We start from the raw sequence: 18,061 nt of genomic DNA on the forward strand, positions 1-18,061 counted from the left end.
TTTACGACAGATTGGCCCGCAAGCGACACATTTGTCGCCGCAGAGGGTTCTGCCCTGAACCTGCCTGGTGTCAGTCTAAGGGTGCTTTAGGTGAACCGTTTCGCCGGTTTGCAGGGCCTGCTGCGCCGCCAATCCCATTCGCACCGCCCACAAACCGTCATGCACTGTCACATCCGGTTCGGCCTTGTGCCCGCGCACCAGATCCAGAAACCCCTTGTGCTGATAATAGGTCGAGCCGTTGTGATCTCCGGCAGCCAGCAAACGGGGATCGACAGGGATATCCTGCGACATTGGCCCCTTGGGGTCCCGCGGGCTGACGATGACCTGCGGCACTGGCGGCGTTCCCAGATGGTCGGGCCAGAACCGCCCCGGCCCCGGCACCAGAGCCTCGACCTTGGCTTTGGGTCCGATGGCCGAAATCTCCTCCTGATAGCGGGCGCCTTCGGCGAACATGCACAGCTCGAGCATCGCGCGCGCGCCATTGGCGAAATCGACCAGAACATAGCCATGATCCAGTATATCGGGTGTTTCACCCCCGTAGGTTTCGTCCAGATGATTCACCGCCTGCCCGCCGCTTGCGGTGATCCGCACAGGGTCGGATTGCAGGATCAGCCGCATCAGATCGAAGAAGTGGCAGCATTTCTCGACAAAGGTGCCGCCGGTGTTGCGGTTGAACCGGTTCCAGTCGCCGACTTTCCGCAGAAACGGAAAGCGATGTTCCCGGATCGACAGCATCCTGACCCCGCCTGTGTCCCCGATCTTGTCGATCAGGGTCGCGATGGGCGGCATATAACGGTATTCCATCGCAACCCAGATCGGGTGTGGATAGTCACGCTGTACCTTCGCTAGCCTTGCGGCGTCCTGGGGGTTGGTGAACAGGGGCTTTTCCACCAATAGCGGCAAGGGGCGCGTTTGCGCGATTTCACAGATCTGGTCGACATGCAGGTGATTTGGGCTGGCTATGACAAGGCAGTCCAGGTCTTCGATATCCAACACCTCTTGCACCGAGCGTGCCATAACCGCCCCCGGCGCAATCGCCTGCGCGGCTTTTGCCATCCCGGGATCGGGTTCGAATATCGCCGCAACACGCGTGCCGTCCAGCAGGGCGATGTTGTGCAGGTGTTCCTGCCCCATCATGCCACATCCGATCAGCCCGTAATTGATGGTCTGGGTCATGCGCGTTTCCTTTTACTTCAGACGTTGGACATAGGTGGCCCGGTCCGGGTCGAACCAGGTCTTTGAAAATTCGACAGGTTCGGCCTTGTCCGACCAGCTGAACCGTTCGATATAGCCCACCGTTTCACCGGCGGCTTTGGTGAACGCCGCGGGCGTCCAATCGGGCAGCTGGCCAATCGATACGCGATCTTCGGCCCGTGATATCCAGAAACCCAGCTGGTGCTGATAATAGCGGTAGAGCGAGTCCGACAGCAGGCTTCGCTTGATCAGGCCGGCTGATTCGTCCAGCCAGATTTCCTCGACCGCGATGATTGTGTCATTCAGATAGCGCATCCGACGTACGCGCGATCCGGTGTCTGAAGTGCCAAAATCCGGCAGATCGGAAGGTTTCTTCAGATGATCGACGGACAGGATATCCGCACGCGGCAACCCGCCCCCTTGGGGCAATTCCAGCCGGAACATCGCGTAGACGCTGTTCTGAGTTCCGGTCTCGCGGATGTAATTTCCTGACCCCTGAATACGCTCCAACATGCCTTTTTTCTCAAGCTCTGCGAGAGATTTTCGCAGCGTGCCGACCGACACGTTCAGCTCGGCCGCCATATCGCGTTCCGGGGGCAGACGCTCACCATCGATCAAGCGGCCCGCAGCGACATCGCGGATCAGCAGCTCGGCAATCTGAACGTAGATAGGCAGGGCATTGGGGTTTCGGGTGTTGGGGGGCATTTCAGGCGCTTCATTCGGTCGCAGGAAAAATTGATACACTATTGATCTACATCAATGTGATTGCTACGCAAGAGGAAAGTAAAAGATGCACGGAGCGTGAATCAAATGACCATCGTCCCCATCACATCCCCTGATCTGGATGCGGCCGAGGTTTCGTGGTTCGCCGCCTTATGTTCGGACGATTATCAGTTCCTGGGTGTGCCTGATGGTGATCTGCGGTCCAGCTGGGAGCATTGCTCGGCCATCGTGAAGGAGGCCGAGGCGCAGGGGTTCCGCAACATCCTGTGCCCGTCATCGTATCAGGTTGGGCAGGACACGCTGAGCTTTGTCGCCGGTTGCGCGCCGATCACGCAGAAGATCAACCTGTTGGCCGCTGTGCGCTGCGGCGAGATGCAGCCGATCATGCTGGCCCGCACGATCGCGACTTTGGATCACATGTTGAAGGGGCGGCTGACCGTCAACATCATTTCATCCGATTTTCCCGGCGAAAAGGCCGACAGTGCCTATCGTTATCAACGGTCGCGCGAAGTGGTCGAGATCCTGAAACAGGCCTGGACGCAGGAGGAAATCAACCATGCGGGCGAGGTCTACAACTTTACAGGTCTGACAACCGACCCGGCGCGACCCTATCAGACTGGCGGGCCGCTGCTGTATTTCGGAGGCTATTCGCCCGCGGCGCTGGAGCTATGCGGCGAGCATTGCGATGTGTACCTGATGTGGCCGGAAACCAAGGATCAACTGGCCGAGCGGATGAAAGCTGTTCATGCAGTGGCCGAAAATTATGACCGTACGCTCGACTATGGCTTGCGGGTTCACATGATCGTTCGCGATACCGAAGTCGAGGCGCAGGAATACGCGGATTACATCGTTTCAAAACTGGATGACGACTATGGCCGCGCGATCCGCGAGCGGGCGTTGGATGCAACGTCGCTTGGCGTAGCGCATCAGGCCAGGAATCGTGATCTGGCGGATAAGTATGGGTATGTGGAACCCGGTCTGTGGACCGGCGTCGGCCGCGCCCGTTCGGGCTGTGGTGCGGCACTGGTTGGATCAACCGATCAGGTCATGTCAAAGATCGAAGATTACCGGAAGATGGGCATTCGCGCCTTCATCTTCTCAGGCTATCCGCACATGGATGAGGCCAAGCATTTCGGTGCTCGTGTGATGCCGCATCTGAAAACATGCTCGCTGCCCGAAGCCTACAGGCGTGTGCCCAAGACACCCCCAGCCACACCGCTGGGCAACGGAGTGCGCCGCTGATGCAACGCGTGAAACTATCCCCGACGCTGGAAATGAGCCGCCTTGTCTATGGCATGTGGCGGCTGGGTGACGATAGCGACACCTCAGCAGGGCATGTCGAGGCCAAAATTCAGGCCTGTCTTGATCAGGGCATCACCACCTTCGATCAGGCCGATATTTATGGTGGTTACGCGGCCGAAGCCGTTCTGGGCAACGCCTTGCGCGCCAATCCCGGCCTGCGCCAGAAGATGGAGATCGTCACCAAATGTGACATCGTCGCACCTGTGGGGCGGCATTCCGATGCGAAGGTCAAATACTATGACACCTCACGCGCGCATATCCTGAAATCCATCGACATGTCCCTGTCGGAAATGGCCATCGACCACATCGATCTGCTGCTGATCCACCGCCCTGATCCGTTCATGGACCACCACGAAACCGGGGCTGCGCTGGATGAGGCTGTCGCCAGCGGCAAGGTGGGCGCGATTGGTGTTTCGAACTTCCGCCCGTGGGACTGGACCCTGCTGCAATCGGCGATGAAAACCCGGCTGGTCACCAACCAGATCGAGATCTCACTGGGCGCGATCGCCCCTTTCACCAATGGCGATCTGGCGTTTCACCAGCAGCATGGGCACCACCTTATGGCGTGGTCGCCGCTGGGGGGTGGGCTGCTGATGGCCGGAAACCCGCCCGTCGGGGTTGTCGCTGATGAAATCGCGGAGGAGTTCGGTGTAGACCGGGCCGCTGTGGCCGTCGCCTTCCTGCTGGCTCATCCGGCGGGCATTCTGCCGGTTCTGGGCACCAACAACCTGAACCGTATCAAACGCATCTCAGACGCGTTGAACGTCACCATAGACCGCGAAACCTGGTTCCGCCTGTACGAGGCGGCGCTGGGGCATGAGGTAGCATGATGAACGCAATCTCAAGGAATATGACCCACACCTTTGTGCCACATAAGGACGACACCCGGACCCTGCGGGATGCTTTTGGTCGGTTTGCAACCGGCGTTACCATCGTGACATGCGACAGCGGTGATGGCCCTATCTGCATCACGGCCAACAGCTTTTCGTCACTGTCGCTGGACCCGCCACTGATCATGTGGGCCGGCGACCGCAACTCGCGCCGGTTCCCTTATTTTCGCGCGGCACGGCATTTCACGGTGCATGTGTTATCGTCGGCGCAGGCCGAGCTGTGTTTTGGATGCTCGAAAGATGCCCATGCACTGCGCGACATCCGGCATGAGCGCTGTGCAAACGGCACCCCGCTGCTGTCGGATTGCCTGGCACGATTTGAATGCGAACAACATGCCTATCACGACGCGGGCGATCACGTGATCGTGGTGGGCAAAGTCCTGAAGGCCAGCATGAGCGACGGCGACGCGCTGACGTTCTACGCCGGGAAAATGGGCCAATTCGCGCAGCACTAAGCGCGATCTGACGACCGCGGGACACACCTGCGGCTGAACAAGGGAGGATCCGCATGGGCGGACTGGCATCGGTGCTTGCGCCGATTGCATTCGTGAACGAAACCGCGCTGCGTCTGGGCCGCGCGGTTGGCGTCGTTGCGATTGCTTTCATGGTCATCGCAATCCTGATTCAGGTGTTCTTCCGATACGTTCTGGGCAACGCCCTGCCCTGGCCGGATGAGGCCGCGCGGTTCTGCATGTTGTGGATGACCGGGTTGATGGCACCGACGGCCTTTCGGCGCGGCGGTTTTGTGGCTATCGACATGCTGCAACGGTTTCTGCCGCGTATGCTCGGCCTGTCACTCAATCTGTTCCTCCTACTGATCTCGCTGGCCGTGCTTTTGGTTGCGGTCAAAATCGGCTGGTCCGAGGTCACGGGCTTTGGCGGCAGGTTTGCAACCGCCGCCCTGTACCTGCCGACATCGCTTGGGTTTGACGAGTGGTACCGCATTCCGCGCAGCTGGATGATGGCCTCGCTGCTGGTGGGGATCATTCTGCTGATCTCGGTCAATATCGAGCTTATCCTGCGTTCCGTGGTCACCCTGCTTGGCGGCGCGCATCTGTTGCCGGACATTCCCGACGCAGCCGTGGGGGCCGAATAGATGCTGATCTGGTTCCTGCCTACGTTCCTGATTTTCCTGCTGATTGGCCTGCCGGTCTTTTTCGCGCTTCTGGCGGCACCCGGCATCTTGCTGTGGCTGAACGGACAGACGAACGACATCACCCTGCTTTATCGTAATGTCTACAACGGCATGGACAGTTTCCCGCTGATGGCCATCCCGTTCTTCATGCTGGCCGGTGAAATGATGAACCGCGGCGGCATCACCATCCGCCTTGTCGAATTCAGCCAGGCGCTGATGGGCCATCTGCGCGGCGGGCTGGCGCATGTAAACGTTCTGAGCTCGATCCTGTTCGCGGGCCTTTCGGGATCAGCGGTGGCTGATACATCCGCCCTGGGTTCGATGCTGATCCCGGCGATGGAAAAACAGGGATACACCCGAAAATTCGCCGCCGCCATTACGGCCGCGAGTTCGGTCATCGGGCCAATCATCCCGCCCTCGGGCATCATGATCATCTATGCCTATGTCATGGGCGAAAGTGTGGCCGCCTTGTTCCTTGCGGGGATCGTGCCCGGGATCATGGTGGGTGTCGGCCTGATGGTGATGATCAAGTTCATGGCCGACAAGTACGATTTTCCCGTCGCCAGCCGGAAATACACATGGGATGAGCGGCGCAAAGCCAGCCTCAAGGCGTTCTTCCCGCTGATGACGCCCGTGATCATTCTGGGCGGCATTCTGGGGGGCATCTTTACTCCGACCGAGGCCGCCGCTGTTGCTGTGGGCTACGCCTTTATCATCGGATTTTTCGTTCTGCGTACACTGACCCTGAGGGAAATTCCGGATGTTCTGAGCAATGCAGGTATGACGTCGGCTGTGGTGCTGCTGCTGGTTGGCGCAGCAATGGCGTTCAAGACCGTGGTCAGCCTGAGCCATGCCCCGGAACAATTGGCCTCGTTGATCCTCAGCCTGTCGGAAAATCCGCTGATCCTGTTGTTTCTGATCAACCTGTTGTTGTTTATCGTCGGTATGTTTCTGGACGCAGGCCCCGCGATCATCATCCTTGGCCCGATCCTTGGTCCCATTTTCACCAGTCTTGGTGTAGACCCGATCCATTTCGCCATCATCATGAGCGTCAATCTGACCGTCGGCCTTGCAACGCCCCCCATGGGGCTGGTGCTGTTCGTGGCCGCCGCCGTGTCGCGGGAGCGGGTCGAGACGATCGCCAAGGCGATCCTGCCGTTTCTGGCGGTCGAAATCATCGTGATCTTTCTGATCACCTACATCCCCGCACTATCCATGACGATCCCGAGGATAACGGGATTTGCAAACTGACTGAGTATCACAGGGAGGAAACGCATGCTCGGAAACTTCATCAAAACAGCGGCGATTGCCACATCGCTTGTGGCCGCGTCTGCGGTCGCTGCGGTGGCTGCGGACTATACACTGCGCGCCACTGCCAATTCGAACGAAAATGACGAGGATTACGACGGTCTGATCGTTTTCAAGAACTATGTCGAGGCGGCGTCGAACGGCGCCATCGAGGTTGAGCTGTTCATCGGCACCCAGCTGTGTTCGAACGGTGCAGAATGCCTGCAAGGCGTGGCGGATGGCACCATCGATATCTATATCTCTACCTCGGGCGGGGCCTCGGGCATCTTTCCTTACGTGCAGGTTCTGGACCTGCCCTATCTGATGGCCGATGACCGGATCGCCGAGCATGTTCTGTCGGGCGATTTCACCCGCAAGATGCGCGACATGGCGCTGGAGGATTCAGGTGGCGCGATCCGCCTGATGACCATCGGCAACACCGGCGGCTGGCGCAACTTCGCCAATACAAAACACCGGGTGGCCGAGCCTGCCGACATGGAAGGTCTGAAAATCCGCACCGTCGTCGCCGACCTGCCACAGGAACTGGTCAAGGCACTGGGCGCGTCACCTACACCGATCCCGTGGCCGGAACTTTTCACCAGCTTCCAGACCGGCGTCGTCGAGGGGTCCAAGAACGGCATCACCGACATCATGGGCATGAAGTTCCCGGATGCCGGCCTGCAATATGTCACGCTGGACGGGCACGCCTATATGGGTGCGCTGTGGTGGATGAACAACGCCAAGTTCCAGGCGATGCCCGAAGATATGCGCCGGGTCGTTGTCGATGGGTTCTACGCCCTGCAACAGGCCACTTTTGCCTCGCCCAAGCGCAAATCGATTCAGGCCTATGAGGACTTCGTCGCAGGTGGCGGTGACCTGTATGTCCCGACACCCGAGCAGAAGGCTGCGTTCAAAGCCGCGGCTTCACCTGTCTATGACTGGTTCCAGACCAATGTTGCCCGTGGTGATGAGATCTTTGCCGCGCTGACCGATGCGGTCACGGCGGCTGAGGCGGACGTGAACGCCTCGCGCAATGCAGACCTGAACTAAACGGACGGGTCGGGCCTTGTGGCCCGGCCCTTATCGAAACGGGTACATCCACCCTTTGTAGTCGTTGACCAGAACATGCGCCTTCTCGATCTGCTCCGGCGACATTTTCTTGATCACTTCCTCAAGGCTGATCGCCGCATCGGGATCGCCGCCAATGGCGCTGAGCGTGTACCACATATAGGCCCGCACCAGATCGGGGGCGGGCAATCCCAGACCCAGTTCGTAGTACCAGCCGACCCCCGACTGCGCCCCCGGATGCCCCTTCATCGAGGCACGCAGATACCATTCAAACGCCCTTTCATGGTCCTGCTCGACCCCAAGACCCAGCCCGTACATCACACCAATCAGTTCCTCGGCCTCGGCATTGCCCGACCGGGCGGCGGGCAGCAGTTCTGCGCGCGCGGCTTCAAACTCTCCGACCTCCATCAAGTCACGGGCCTGTTCCAGCTCAGCCAGAGCCGGGGTCGCAAGAAAACAAAGGGTAAAGAGAAACTGGCGCATTGGGCGATTGTCCTCGTTTGGGCGGGGGCCGCGGTGGCGCAGGACCTGCCACGCCCGCTGACAGATGATGACTTTATCCCATTTGATATGGAACAGGCCACTATCGGTCATCAACTGTTTTACGATCCGATCCTGTCAGGCAATCTGAACATTTCGTGCGCCCATTGCCATCACCCCGATTTCGGCACTTCTGACGGGTTGTCCCTGGGGATCGGTGAAGGCGGACAGGGTCTTGGCCCGGACCGCACGCCGGGTACCGGCGCGGACAAGATCCGCAAACGCATTCCCCGAAATGCGCCGGGGTTGTGGAACCTCGGGGCCAAGGACATCCATACCGTTTTCCACGATGGCCGCCTGAGCATCTCGGACCTCTATGGCAACGGGTTCAATTCGCCTGCACAGGAATGGCTGCCCGGGGGATTGAACTCGCTTCTGGCGGCGCAGGCCTTGTTCCCGCTGACCGCGCAATTCGAGATGGCCGGTAATGTCGCTGAAAATCAGGTGACCGGCGCGGTTCACGACAGGATCGACAAGGGCTGGCCGATCCTTGCCAAACGCGTGCGGACCGATCCGCGCTATGGCCCTGCCATAGTCGCGGCTTTTGACAACATCGAGACCACCGAAGACATCACGATCACCCAGATCGCCAACGCGCTGGCGGCCTTCATGGCCATCGAGTGGCGCAGCACCGACAGCCCATTCGACCAGTACTTGGCCGGGGACAAGGATGCGCTGTCAGACATCCAGAAAGACGGGATGAACCTGTTTTATGGCAATGCGCGATGCGCGACCTGCCATGCGGGTCCGTTGATGTCGGACCAAGAGTTTCACGCGCTAGGTTTGCCCCCTTTCGGGCCGGGCCGGACCCGGCAATGGGACCCATATGCGCGGGACGTTGGACGGATGGCGGAAAGCAACCGTCTGGAAGACGCCTATCGCTTTCGCACGCCGATGCTGCGCAATGTCGCCCTGACCGCGCCCTACGGGCATAACGGTGCTTTTGCGGACCTCGAAAGCATGATCCGTCACCATCTTGACCCACAGACCAGCCTTGCCAAATGGAAACCCGACATGGCTGCGTTGCCCAAGGTCCCCTGGTTGCAAGAGGCGGATTTCGCGGTGTGGGAAGACCGGTTCGAAATGGAACGCCAGCGCAGCAGGATCGACATTGTGCCAGTGACACTTTCGGATGCGGAAATCGGCGCCCTTGTCGCATTTCTGCATTCCCTGACGGGCACTGGTGTTGGCTCTCCTCCTTTCGGGGTGCCTGCCGATTTCAACCCCTGAAGGCGGTTGCGCCATAATGCCAATTGATCCGACATAATGTCGGCATATCCGATCACTTCGTCAAATTGCGGCCTATGAAATGTCTGGCCAGCCCTGCACCATAATATCAGGAACAGAAATTTACGGAGACGTTGATGTCCTGGAATATTTGCGTAATCGGGGCAGGCAAGATCGGTCAGATGATCGCGACGCTGCTGAGGGCCTCGCCAAACTATAAAGTGACCGTGGCCGACCATGACCTGAAAGCACTGGGTGAAATCACAAGGCTTGGAATTGGTACAAAGCAGATTGATGCCCGGGATGCGGACAGTCTGGCAAAGGAACTGACCGGGTTTAACGCCGTGGTTTCAGCGGCACCGTTCTTTTTGACCCCGAACATTGCCAAGGCCGCCAAAGAGGCGGGCGCGCATTATTTCGACCTGACCGAAGACGTTGCGGCCACCGAGGCCGTACGCCAACTGGCCGAAGGCAGTGAGACAGCTTTCATGCCGCAATGTGGTCTGGCACCTGGTTTTGTGGGTATCTCCGGAGCCGCGCTTGCAGCGGAGTTCGATGAGCTGGACAGCCTGCATATGCGGGTGGGCGCGCTGCCGCTTTATCCGACCAACGCGCTGAAGTATAATCTGACCTGGTCGACCGATGGGTTGATCAACGAGTACTGCAATCCATGCGACGCCATTGTGAACGGCAAACTGGTCAAGACCGCGCCGCTGGAAGATTACGAGATTCTGGGTCACGATGGTGTGGAATACGAATGCTTCAACACCTCGGGCGGGTTGGGCACGCTGCCGGAAACGCTGGAAGGCAAGGCGCGGGCCGTGTCTTATCGCACGATCCGGTATCCCGGCCATTGTGAAATCCTGAAGCTGCTGCTGCACGATCTGGGGCTGGAACGCCGCCGCGATCTGCTGAAAGAGATCTTCGAGACCGCCCTGCCCCGCACCGATCAGGACGTGGTGCTGGTCTATTGCACGGCCAAGGGTATGATCAATGGCGTTCTGCGCGAGAAATCCCTGATCAACAAGAGCTTTGCCCGCACCATCAACGGACAGGTCTGGAGTGCCATTCAGGTCACGACAGCTGCGGGTATTCTGGGCGTCGTTGACCAGATGCGCACCGGCACGCTGCCTTCGAAAGGGTTTGTCCGGCAGGAACAGGTCAAACTGAACGACTTCCTGAAAACAGAATTTGGCCAGCTGTATCGTGCTGGTGACGTGACCCGGCAAAACAAGGCGGCCTGAGATATGAAAGACATCGTAATGACAGCCCAAACCACGCTTGCAAATCTGGATCTGACGGGTGCCACATTGAAGGGCGGCACCCTGAAAGTGACGTCGCCGATTGACGGCAGCCTGCTGGCCGACGTGCATGAAACTCCGGCCACCGAAATGGACGCGATCATTGCCCGCGCCAAAACCGCGTTCAAGGCGTGGCGCGTTGTGCCGGCCCCGCGTCGGGGCGAGCTGATCCGCCTGCTGGGCGAAGAGCTGCGCGCCGCCAAGGACGATCTGGGCGCGCTTGTCAGCTGGGAGGCCGGCAAGATCACGTCCGAAGGTCTGGGCGAAGTGCAGGAGATGATCGACATCTGCGACTTTGCCGTTGGTCTGTCGCGTCAGCTTTACGGTCTGACCATCGCATCGGAACGTCCGGGGCACCGGATGATGGAAACCTGGCATCCGGCGGGCCCGGTCGGGGTGATCTCGGCCTTCAATTTCCCGGTTGCGGTCTGGTCGTGGAACGCCGCTTTGGCACTGGTCTGTGGCGATCCGGTGATCTGGAAACCGTCCGAGAAGACCCCGCTGACAGCGATGGCCTGCCAGAAGATCTTTGAACGCGCGCTGGTGCGGTTTGGCGATGCCCCCGAAGGGTTGCTTCAGGTCCTGATCGGTGGCGCGGAGTTGGGCGAGGCGCTGGTGGCCAGCGAAGATGTTCCGATCATCTCGGCCACGGGTTCGACACGTATGGGTCGTGCAGTTGCGCCCATTGTAGCGGCACGCTTTGGCAAGTGCATTCTGGAACTGGGTGGCAACAACGCGATGATCGTTGGCCCTTCGGCGGATCTGGAAATGGCCGTGCGCGCCATTGTCTTCTCGGCCGTTGGGACCGCCGGTCAGCGCTGTACGACGCTGCGCCGTCTGATCGTGCACAACTCGATCCGCGAGGAACTGGTGAGCCGCCTGAAAAAGGCTTATGCCGGTTTGCCCATCGGCAATCCGCTGTCTGAGGGCACGTTGATCGGGCCACTGGTAGATGAGGCATCGGGTGCCGCCATGACAGCCGCACTGGAAGCCGCAAGGGCCGAAGGCGGCACCGTGTTTGGCGGCGCGCGCGTGACCGCAGGGCTTCCTGCGGGTGTCTATATGCAGCCCGCAATCGTCGAAATGCCCGGCCAAAGTGCGGTCGTGAAAACCGAGACATTCGCACCGATCCTTTATGTCATGGGCTATGACGATTTTGACGATGCGATCCAGATTCAAAACGATGTGCCGCAAGGGCTGTCATCCTGTGTGTTCACGCTGAACATGCGCGAGGCCGAGCAATTCCTGACTGCGGCGGGGTCGGATTGCGGTATTGCCAACGTCAACATCGGCCCCTCGGGCGCCGAGATCGGTGGCGCATTCGGAGGCGAGAAGGAAACCGGTGGCGGACGCGAAAGCGGCTCGGACGCGTGGAAGGCCTATATGCGCCGCCAGACCAACACCGTGAACTACTCGGCAGAGCTCCCGCTGGCGCAGGGTGTCAAATTCGACATCTGAACCAGCGCGCAAACTGACGGACATTCTGATCCCCCCGGAGCTTTGATGTTTCGGGGGGATTGCTTTTGTCGCGCAGGGTTTGGCACTGGCAGGCTGAAGCAGGCACAAAACCGGTGGTTCTTGACGAAATCCCTGCCGTGCGGCATGTGATGTCGCTGGGGGGAACGGCATGTCCGATAAGGTCAGATGGCCCGACACGGCATGTATGAACAGATTAAGCGTCCGAGTGGCCCCGATGGCTGGCTGCTTTTATACCGGAAGGTAAGTAAGATATGTGCCCTGCACCCGTTGATGCAGAGACCCCGCGCGGGTTCATCATCCCGATCGGCGGCGGCGAAGACCGCGTCAAGGAAATGCAGATCCACCGTAAGTTCGTAGAGCTTTCAGGTGGTGAGAATGCCGATATTGTCGTGATCCCGACAGCCTCGATGCTGGAAGAGACCGGACCGGATTACAATCGCATCTTTTCCGAACTGGGTGCGGGCAAGGTCGAATTTCTGCCCATCTCACGTCGTGCCGATTGCGATAATCCCGATTATGCCGAGATGCTAGACCGCGCCACAGGGGTTTTCATGACCGGTGGCAATCAGCTGCGGCTGTCGGCGATTCTGGGTGGCACGCTTGTTGCGCAGAAAATTCGCCGTCGGAATGCGGCCGGTGTGCCGGTTGCCGGCACTTCAGCCGGGGCATCAATCATGTCCGAACACATGGTGGCCGGGGGCAGCAGCAACTCCGCCCCGGCTGAGGGCAATATCACGCTGGCTCCGGGCATGGGCTTGACCAACGCCGTCATCATCGACCAGCATTTCACACAGCGCAATCGGCTGGGACGTTTGTTAACTGCTTCATCTTTCAACCCTTTTTTGATCGGACTGGGTATCGACGAAGACACGGCAGCCTTCATCGGACCCGATAATGTCCTTGAAGTCGTGGGCAGTGGATCGGTTACCGTCGTTGACGCCAGTCATCTGACTCATTCGTCGATGTGGGACGCGCGCCGCGGTGAAGCACTGAGCCTGCTTGGACTTCGGCTTGACGTTCTGGGCGAAGGGTGCCGTTATGATCTGACGGCTCGCCAGGCTTTTCCGCCGGATGAGCATATGGCGTTCTGCACATTGCCGGACATGTCCGGTCAAGAGGCCGCCAGCGGGGGGAATAATAGCTAACCAACGGGGAGCCTCATGAAAATAATCTCAACCAATGTCTTTGTCGGCCCAAATGTCTGGGCAAGTTTTCCGGTCATTCGCCACGTCATCGATCTGGGTGTTCTGGAAGAGTGGCCCTCGGCAAAAATTGGTTCCGAGTTTATTGACGCCTTGATCAAGGCGCTTCCCGGTCTGGCAGAACATGGCTGCTCCTATCGCGAACCCGGCGGCTTCATCCGCCGCCTGCGCGAGGATGAAGGCACCTGGTTGGGGCATGTGCTGGAACATTGCGCCATCGAAGTGCAGAACGTGGCCGGGTCCGACGTGACCTTTGGCCGTACGCGCGGCACAGGTGAGCCGGGCCAGTACAATATGGTCTATGAATACCGCCAGCGTGACGTCGGTCTGGATGCGGGCAATTTGGCGATGCGGTTGCTGATGCACCTGCTGCCGCAATCCCTGAAAGATCAGGTGGATTACGAATTCGACCCGGACTTCAACTGGGATGAAGAACTGCGCAGCTTTGTGCTGAGGGCGCAACGCAAGGAATTTGGCCCGTCGACCGGATCGCTGGTCAAGGCGGCGCAGGAACGCGACATCCCGTGGATCAGGCTGAATTCCGGCTCGCTTGTGCAATTTGGGCACGGCAAGTTTCAGAAACGCATTCAGGCGACAATTACGTCCGAGACCAAGCATATCTCGGTTGAGATTTCCTGCGACAAGGAAGACACCCATAACCTGCTGAACGATCTTGGCCTGCCGGTTCCGCAGCAGCGCATGGTCTATTCGGCCCGCGAGGCCGTGCGCGCTGCCGCGCGGATCGGGTTTCCTGTGGTGGTCAAGCCCTTGGACGCAAACCATGGGCGCGGCGTTTCGATCAATCTGAATTCCGATGCCGAGGTCGAGGCAGGCTTTGCCGAGGCCAAGGAGCATTCGCGCAGCCGCGCCATTCTGGTTGAAAGCTTCATCACCGGATTTGATCACCGGATGCTGGTCGTGAACGACAAACTGGTTGCGGTGGCCAAACGCGTCCCCGGCCATGTGACAGGCGACGGCACTCATACGATTGCTGAACTGGTCGACATCGTGAACCAGGACCCGCGCCGGGGCATCGGGCACGAAAAAGTACTGACCAGGCTCGAGCTGGACAATCAGGCAAACCGCCTGATGGAGAATGCGGGCGTGACAGAAGACACTGTCTTGCCCGAGGGCGAGGTTTTCTATCTGCGCTCGACTGCGAACCTGTCAACGGGTGGCACCGCCATCGACCTGACCGACGTGGTGCATCCTGACAACCGCGACATGGCCGAACGCGCCATCATGGCCGTCGGGCTGGATGTGGGCGGTGTCGATTTCCTGATCGACGATATCACCAAGTCCTACAAGGATATCGGTGGCGCGATTGTCGAAGTAAACGCCGCCCCCGGTTTCCGGATGCATGTGGCCCCGTCCGAAGGTCAGCCGCGCGATGTGGCGGGCAAGGTCATCGATATGCTGTTCCCCGCCAATGAACAGACCCGCATCCCGATTGCGGCCATCACCGGCACCAACGGCAAGACGACCACGTCGCGGATGCTGGGTCATATCATGAAAACCAGCGGCAAGATCGTTGGCATGACCTCGACCGACGGCGTCTATGTGGATGGCAAGCTAAGCGTAAAGGGGGATATGACCGGCCCGAAATCGGCGCAGATCGTCCTGCGTGATCCGATGGTCGATTTTGCGGTGATGGAAACCGCGCGGGGCGGGCTGGTGCGCTCGGGTCTGGGCTATCAACGCTCGAACGTGGCGGCCTGTCTGAACGTCTCGGCAGATCATCTGGGTCTGGGCGGGATCAACACGGTCGAGGAGCTGGCCGTAGTCAAACGGGTGGTGGTGGAAAGCGCGACCGATACGGCCGTGCTAAACGCAGACGACATCAATTGTCTGAAGATGGCCGATTACGCCGGGGCGGATCAGATCTTCTATGTCACGACCAACCCCGGCCACAGTCTGGTCAAGGAACATATCAAGACAGGGGGCAAGGCCATCGTGCTGGAAAAAGGCATGAATGGCGACATGCTGACCATCTATGACAAAGGGCTTCACATCCCCGTTCTGTGGTCGCATCTGATCCCTGCCACGCTTGAGGGCAAGGCGATCTTCAACGTGCAAAACGCCATGGTCGCGGCGGCAATGGCCTATAGCTTTGGGGTCGATCTGGACAATATCCGGCATGGTCTGCGCACTTTCGACACCAGTTATTTCCAGGCGCCGGGGCGGATGAATGTCTATGATGAACATCCTTTCAAGGTGATCCTTGATTACGGCCACAACCCGGCCGCGCTGAAGGCGATGGCCGCTTTGGCCGATCAGTTGGAGGTCAAGGGCCGCAGGCTGTGCGTTGTTGCGATGCCCGGCGACCGGCGCGATGAAGACATTGTTGATGGGGCCGCAGCGCTGGCCGGGCATTTTGACCACTTCATCTGCAAGGCAGACGACCGCCGCCGGGGTCGCGGGCATGACGAAGTGCCGCAAATGATGCGGCAGGCCCTGATCGATTGCGGGACGCCGGACGACGTGATCTCGATCATTCCGGATGAGGTTGAGGCCGTGACTACAGCGCTGGAGATGGCGGCACCGGGCGATCTGCTGGTGATCTTTGGCGATGACACCACACGGTGCTGGAAACAGATCATCTATTTCAATTCCGATGGAGAAACCTCTGAAACCGAGGCGACACCCGGGACCAGCCCCGCCGACACCACGTTCGAGGACATGTTCGACAGTGACCAGAACCTGATCCGGGACGAACGCGGCGTAAGACTGGCGCGTGAAATCAGCGAAGACGCGGATTGAGCGGAGGCACCGGAATGGACCGGATCGAAGAGCTTGAAACCGCGCTGACCATCGAATGCGCGACCGCTGGTCATATTCAGGTGGATGACGCGCGGCGCCTGACCGGCCCCGGCCTGTTATGGGATTACCCCGGCGCGGTGATGGATGTATTTTTCACTGATATCGACCCCGCGCAGGTCATTGCACTGTGGGAAAAACACGCCCGGCGCGTTCTGGATGCGCTTGGCTGGCAGGATCAGGTACTGACCCACCGTACCTTCACCGGTGGCGTCAATCTGGCAATCTCGGCACCGATGGATCAGCTTTATTCCGCGATCTTTGCGGCGCAGACCGCCTGGCATTTCTGCGCGGCAGAGTTGTTGGAGGCCACGCCGGGCGATTTTGATCAGATGATCCGGGACGTCAAAGGCGTCATGGCAAAGGAGGCCAACCCTGCGCTGATCGCCCTGATCGCGGCCGCCGAGGCGCATGGTGTGGATATCCTGTGCGACGATGACGAGATTTCCATCGGGCATGGCACCGGCAGTCAAGTCTGGCCTGTCAACGCACTGCCCGCCCCGGATAACGTTGACTGGCCCTCCCTTCACAACATCCCCGTCGCCTTCATCACCGGAACCAATGGCAAGACCACCACGACCCGGTTGCTGGAGGCCATCGCCCGCGCCTCGGGCAAGGTCGCGGGACTGACCTCGACCGAGTTTGTGCGGGTGGGTGATGATATTCTGGATCGCGGCGATTATTCCGGCCCCGGCGGAGGGCGGATGTTGCTACGCGACAAGCGGCTTGAAATCGGCTGCCTCGAAGTGGCCCGTGGGGGTATCCTGCGCCGCGGCCTGCCGACACGTGCCGCCATGGCCGCCACTGTCACCAACGTGGCGAACGATCATCTGGGGCAATACGGCGTCAACACGGTGCCCGAGCTGGCTCAGGCGAAATTCGCCGTGCACCGGACACTGACCAAGGGCGGCGTTCTGGCCCTGAATGCCGATGATCCTTTTGTCCGTGCCGAGGCCGAAAACACTACGGCAAATATCTGGTGGTTTTCTCTGGATGCCGGGAGTGATCTGATCCGTCGGGCGCGGGACGCGGGAACATGCTGCGCTTATGTTTCGCAGGGCAATATCGTCTTTTTCGACGGCCGGTCCGAGCAGGTGGTCATAGCTGTGTCCGACGTGCCCCTGACCATGGGCGGGGCCGCGAAATACAACATCCTGAACGCTCTGGCGGCTATGTGCCTTGCGCTGGCTTTGAAGCTGACGCTTGAGGCGGTGCGGCATGGGTTGGCCGGGTTCAAACCGGATGCCAGGGACAATCCGGGTCGCTGTAACGAATTCCTATACAACGGCGCTCAGGTTTTCGTGGATTTCGCGCATAACCCGCATTCGATTTCTGCCGTGTGCGATGCGCTGTCGGCCCTGCCAGCAAAACGGCGGTTCATCATGCTCAGCCATGCCGGAGATCGCTCGGATCAGGACATTCGGGACGTCACTGCAACCGCGTTGAATTTCCAACCCGACGTGGTCGTTGCTGCTGAACTGGAAGGGTATCTACGGGGCCGCTCATTGGGAGAGATACCGGACCTGATCGAAAAGTCTGCCCTGGAACAGGGATATGACAAGACCCAGATCCAAAGGGCCGCATCCCCGTCGGAGGCCGCCGCGATGATCCTGAAACAGGTGGAACCGGGCGATCTAGCCTTGCTGCTGGTTCTGTCGGAACGCGACGCCGTGCTTGAGATGCTGAACCAGCAGGCGACCTAGCGGTTTGAGGGATCAGTAAAGCAACGAACCGCCATTTCCGTCTGCGATCATCTGAGCAGCAATTCGCGCATCACCCTTGCATTGACACCCAGCCTGACAATACTCGCCTAACACAGGCAACAGACGGTTGAGGTTAGGTGTTATGGAGATTGAGCGGACGGGGTTGTCGGGTGTGTTGGTTATTCGCCCGCAG

At 59.5% G+C, this 18,061-nt stretch carries 15 protein-coding genes; 12 read left to right on the forward strand and 3 right to left on the reverse strand.

Annotation, left to right across the window (positions count from 1 at the left end; genetic code table 11):
• Nucleotides 1-75: 75 nt before the first annotated feature.
• Together AC2FLU_RS00630 and AC2FLU_RS00635 are read right to left on the reverse strand one after the other, a co-directional pair.
• Nucleotides 76-1,176 carry a Gfo/Idh/MocA family protein gene (locus AC2FLU_RS00630; protein WP_480625460.1) on the reverse strand — a complete coding sequence of 367 codons (1,101 nt, stop codon included), beginning with the start codon at nucleotides 1,174-1,176 and terminating at the stop codon, nucleotides 76-78.
• A 12-nt stretch (nucleotides 1,177-1,188) separates the two neighbouring features.
• Complete coding sequence (locus tag AC2FLU_RS00635; RefSeq protein WP_480477535.1) at nucleotides 1,189-1,899, reverse strand: GntR family transcriptional regulator; 711 nt, start codon at nucleotides 1,897-1,899, stop codon at nucleotides 1,189-1,191.
• Between the two features lie 105 nt (nucleotides 1,900-2,004).
• Here AC2FLU_RS00635 and AC2FLU_RS00640 point away from each other — a divergent pair, with 105 nt between their 5' ends.
• Genes AC2FLU_RS00640 through AC2FLU_RS00665 form a run of 6 tightly spaced genes read left to right on the forward strand, consistent with a single transcriptional unit; the run spans nucleotide 2,005 to nucleotide 7,581 of the window.
• Nucleotides 2,005-3,159 carry an LLM class flavin-dependent oxidoreductase gene (locus AC2FLU_RS00640; RefSeq protein WP_496811760.1) on the forward strand — a complete coding sequence of 385 codons (1,155 nt, stop codon included), beginning with the start codon at nucleotides 2,005-2,007 and terminating at the stop codon, nucleotides 3,157-3,159.
• Nucleotides 3,159-4,049, forward strand: a complete 891-nt coding sequence (locus AC2FLU_RS00645; RefSeq protein ID WP_480625462.1) for an aldo/keto reductase — start codon at nucleotides 3,159-3,161, stop codon at nucleotides 4,047-4,049. Before AC2FLU_RS00640 ends, AC2FLU_RS00645 begins: the two co-directional genes overlap by 1 nt.
• Nucleotides 4,049-4,564 carry a flavin reductase family protein gene (locus tag AC2FLU_RS00650; protein WP_480477541.1) on the forward strand — a complete coding sequence of 172 codons (516 nt, stop codon included), beginning with the start codon at nucleotides 4,049-4,051 and terminating at the stop codon, nucleotides 4,562-4,564. Before AC2FLU_RS00645 ends, AC2FLU_RS00650 begins: the two co-directional genes overlap by 1 nt.
• A gap of 53 nt (nucleotides 4,565-4,617) precedes the next feature.
• On the forward strand, nucleotides 4,618-5,205 hold the full coding sequence (locus AC2FLU_RS00655; RefSeq protein WP_480477543.1) for a TRAP transporter small permease: 588 nt from the start codon (nucleotides 4,618-4,620) through the stop codon (nucleotides 5,203-5,205).
• Nucleotides 5,206-6,495: a TRAP transporter large permease gene (locus tag AC2FLU_RS00660; protein ID WP_209599366.1), complete on the forward strand. Its 1,290-nt coding sequence runs from the start codon at nucleotides 5,206-5,208 to the stop codon at nucleotides 6,493-6,495.
• A gap of 24 nt (nucleotides 6,496-6,519) precedes the next feature.
• Nucleotides 6,520-7,581, forward strand: coding sequence for a TRAP transporter substrate-binding protein (locus tag AC2FLU_RS00665; RefSeq protein ID WP_480555887.1), 1,062 nt, complete (start codon nucleotides 6,520-6,522; stop codon nucleotides 7,579-7,581).
• A 30-nt stretch (nucleotides 7,582-7,611) separates the two neighbouring features.
• On the opposite strand, the gene AC2FLU_RS00670 is transcribed toward AC2FLU_RS00665, so the two are convergent.
• Complete coding sequence (locus AC2FLU_RS00670; protein ID WP_480607358.1) at nucleotides 7,612-8,082, reverse strand: tetratricopeptide repeat protein; 471 nt, start codon at nucleotides 8,080-8,082, stop codon at nucleotides 7,612-7,614.
• Nucleotides 8,083-8,115: 33 nt separating this feature from the next.
• On the opposite strand from AC2FLU_RS00670, the gene AC2FLU_RS00675 reads away from it, so the two are divergent.
• The 6 genes from AC2FLU_RS00675 (at nucleotide 8,116) to AC2FLU_RS00700 (ending at nucleotide 17,868) form a co-directional block, all read left to right on the forward strand.
• Nucleotides 8,116-9,369, forward strand: coding sequence for a cytochrome-c peroxidase (locus tag AC2FLU_RS00675; protein ID WP_496808462.1), 1,254 nt, complete (start codon nucleotides 8,116-8,118; stop codon nucleotides 9,367-9,369).
• A 134-nt stretch (nucleotides 9,370-9,503) separates the two neighbouring features.
• Nucleotides 9,504-10,610, forward strand: a complete 1,107-nt coding sequence (locus AC2FLU_RS00680) for a saccharopine dehydrogenase family protein (protein ID WP_496808463.1) — start codon at nucleotides 9,504-9,506, stop codon at nucleotides 10,608-10,610.
• An 18-nt stretch (nucleotides 10,611-10,628) separates the two neighbouring features.
• Nucleotides 10,629-12,125, forward strand: coding sequence for an L-piperidine-6-carboxylate dehydrogenase (gene amaB / locus AC2FLU_RS00685; RefSeq protein ID WP_496808469.1), 1,497 nt, complete (start codon nucleotides 10,629-10,631; stop codon nucleotides 12,123-12,125).
• A gap of 272 nt (nucleotides 12,126-12,397) precedes the next feature.
• Nucleotides 12,398-13,291, forward strand: a complete 894-nt coding sequence (locus AC2FLU_RS00690) for a cyanophycinase (protein ID WP_480477557.1) — start codon at nucleotides 12,398-12,400, stop codon at nucleotides 13,289-13,291.
• 15 nt (nucleotides 13,292-13,306) lie between these two features.
• Nucleotides 13,307-16,108 carry a cyanophycin synthetase gene (gene cphA, locus AC2FLU_RS00695; protein WP_496811761.1) on the forward strand — a complete coding sequence of 934 codons (2,802 nt, stop codon included), beginning with the start codon at nucleotides 13,307-13,309 and terminating at the stop codon, nucleotides 16,106-16,108.
• A 14-nt stretch (nucleotides 16,109-16,122) separates the two neighbouring features.
• Nucleotides 16,123-17,868, forward strand: coding sequence for a Mur ligase family protein (locus AC2FLU_RS00700; RefSeq protein ID WP_496808465.1), 1,746 nt, complete (start codon nucleotides 16,123-16,125; stop codon nucleotides 17,866-17,868).
• Nucleotides 17,869-18,061 lie beyond the last annotated feature (193 nt).

This window comes from Ruegeria sp. SAZD013 (assembly GCF_059612525.1).

Coding starts and splice junctions, on each gene's coding strand:
- AC2FLU_RS00630 (WP_480625460.1), bottom strand. CDS start 1,176: ATGACCCAGACCATCAATTACGGGCTGATCGGATGTGGCATGATGGGG.
- AC2FLU_RS00635 (WP_480477535.1), bottom strand. CDS start 1,899: ATGCCCCCCAACACCCGAAACCCCAATGCCCTGCCTATCTACGTTCAG.
- AC2FLU_RS00640 (WP_496811760.1), top strand. CDS start 2,005: ATGACCATCGTCCCCATCACATCCCCTGATCTGGATGCGGCCGAGGTT.
- AC2FLU_RS00645 (WP_480625462.1), top strand. CDS start 3,159: ATGCAACGCGTGAAACTATCCCCGACGCTGGAAATGAGCCGCCTTGTC.
- AC2FLU_RS00650 (WP_480477541.1), top strand. CDS start 4,049: ATGAACGCAATCTCAAGGAATATGACCCACACCTTTGTGCCACATAAG.
- AC2FLU_RS00655 (WP_480477543.1), top strand. CDS start 4,618: ATGGGCGGACTGGCATCGGTGCTTGCGCCGATTGCATTCGTGAACGAA.
- AC2FLU_RS00660 (WP_209599366.1), top strand. CDS start 5,206: ATGCTGATCTGGTTCCTGCCTACGTTCCTGATTTTCCTGCTGATTGGC.
- AC2FLU_RS00665 (WP_480555887.1), top strand. CDS start 6,520: ATGCTCGGAAACTTCATCAAAACAGCGGCGATTGCCACATCGCTTGTG.
- AC2FLU_RS00670 (WP_480607358.1), bottom strand. CDS start 8,082: ATGCGCCAGTTTCTCTTTACCCTTTGTTTTCTTGCGACCCCGGCTCTG.
- AC2FLU_RS00680 (WP_496808463.1), top strand. CDS start 9,504: ATGTCCTGGAATATTTGCGTAATCGGGGCAGGCAAGATCGGTCAGATG.
- amaB (WP_496808469.1), top strand. CDS start 10,629: ATGACAGCCCAAACCACGCTTGCAAATCTGGATCTGACGGGTGCCACA.
- AC2FLU_RS00690 (WP_480477557.1), top strand. CDS start 12,398: ATGTGCCCTGCACCCGTTGATGCAGAGACCCCGCGCGGGTTCATCATC.
- cphA (WP_496811761.1), top strand. CDS start 13,307: ATGAAAATAATCTCAACCAATGTCTTTGTCGGCCCAAATGTCTGGGCA.
- AC2FLU_RS00700 (WP_496808465.1), top strand. CDS start 16,123: ATGGACCGGATCGAAGAGCTTGAAACCGCGCTGACCATCGAATGCGCG.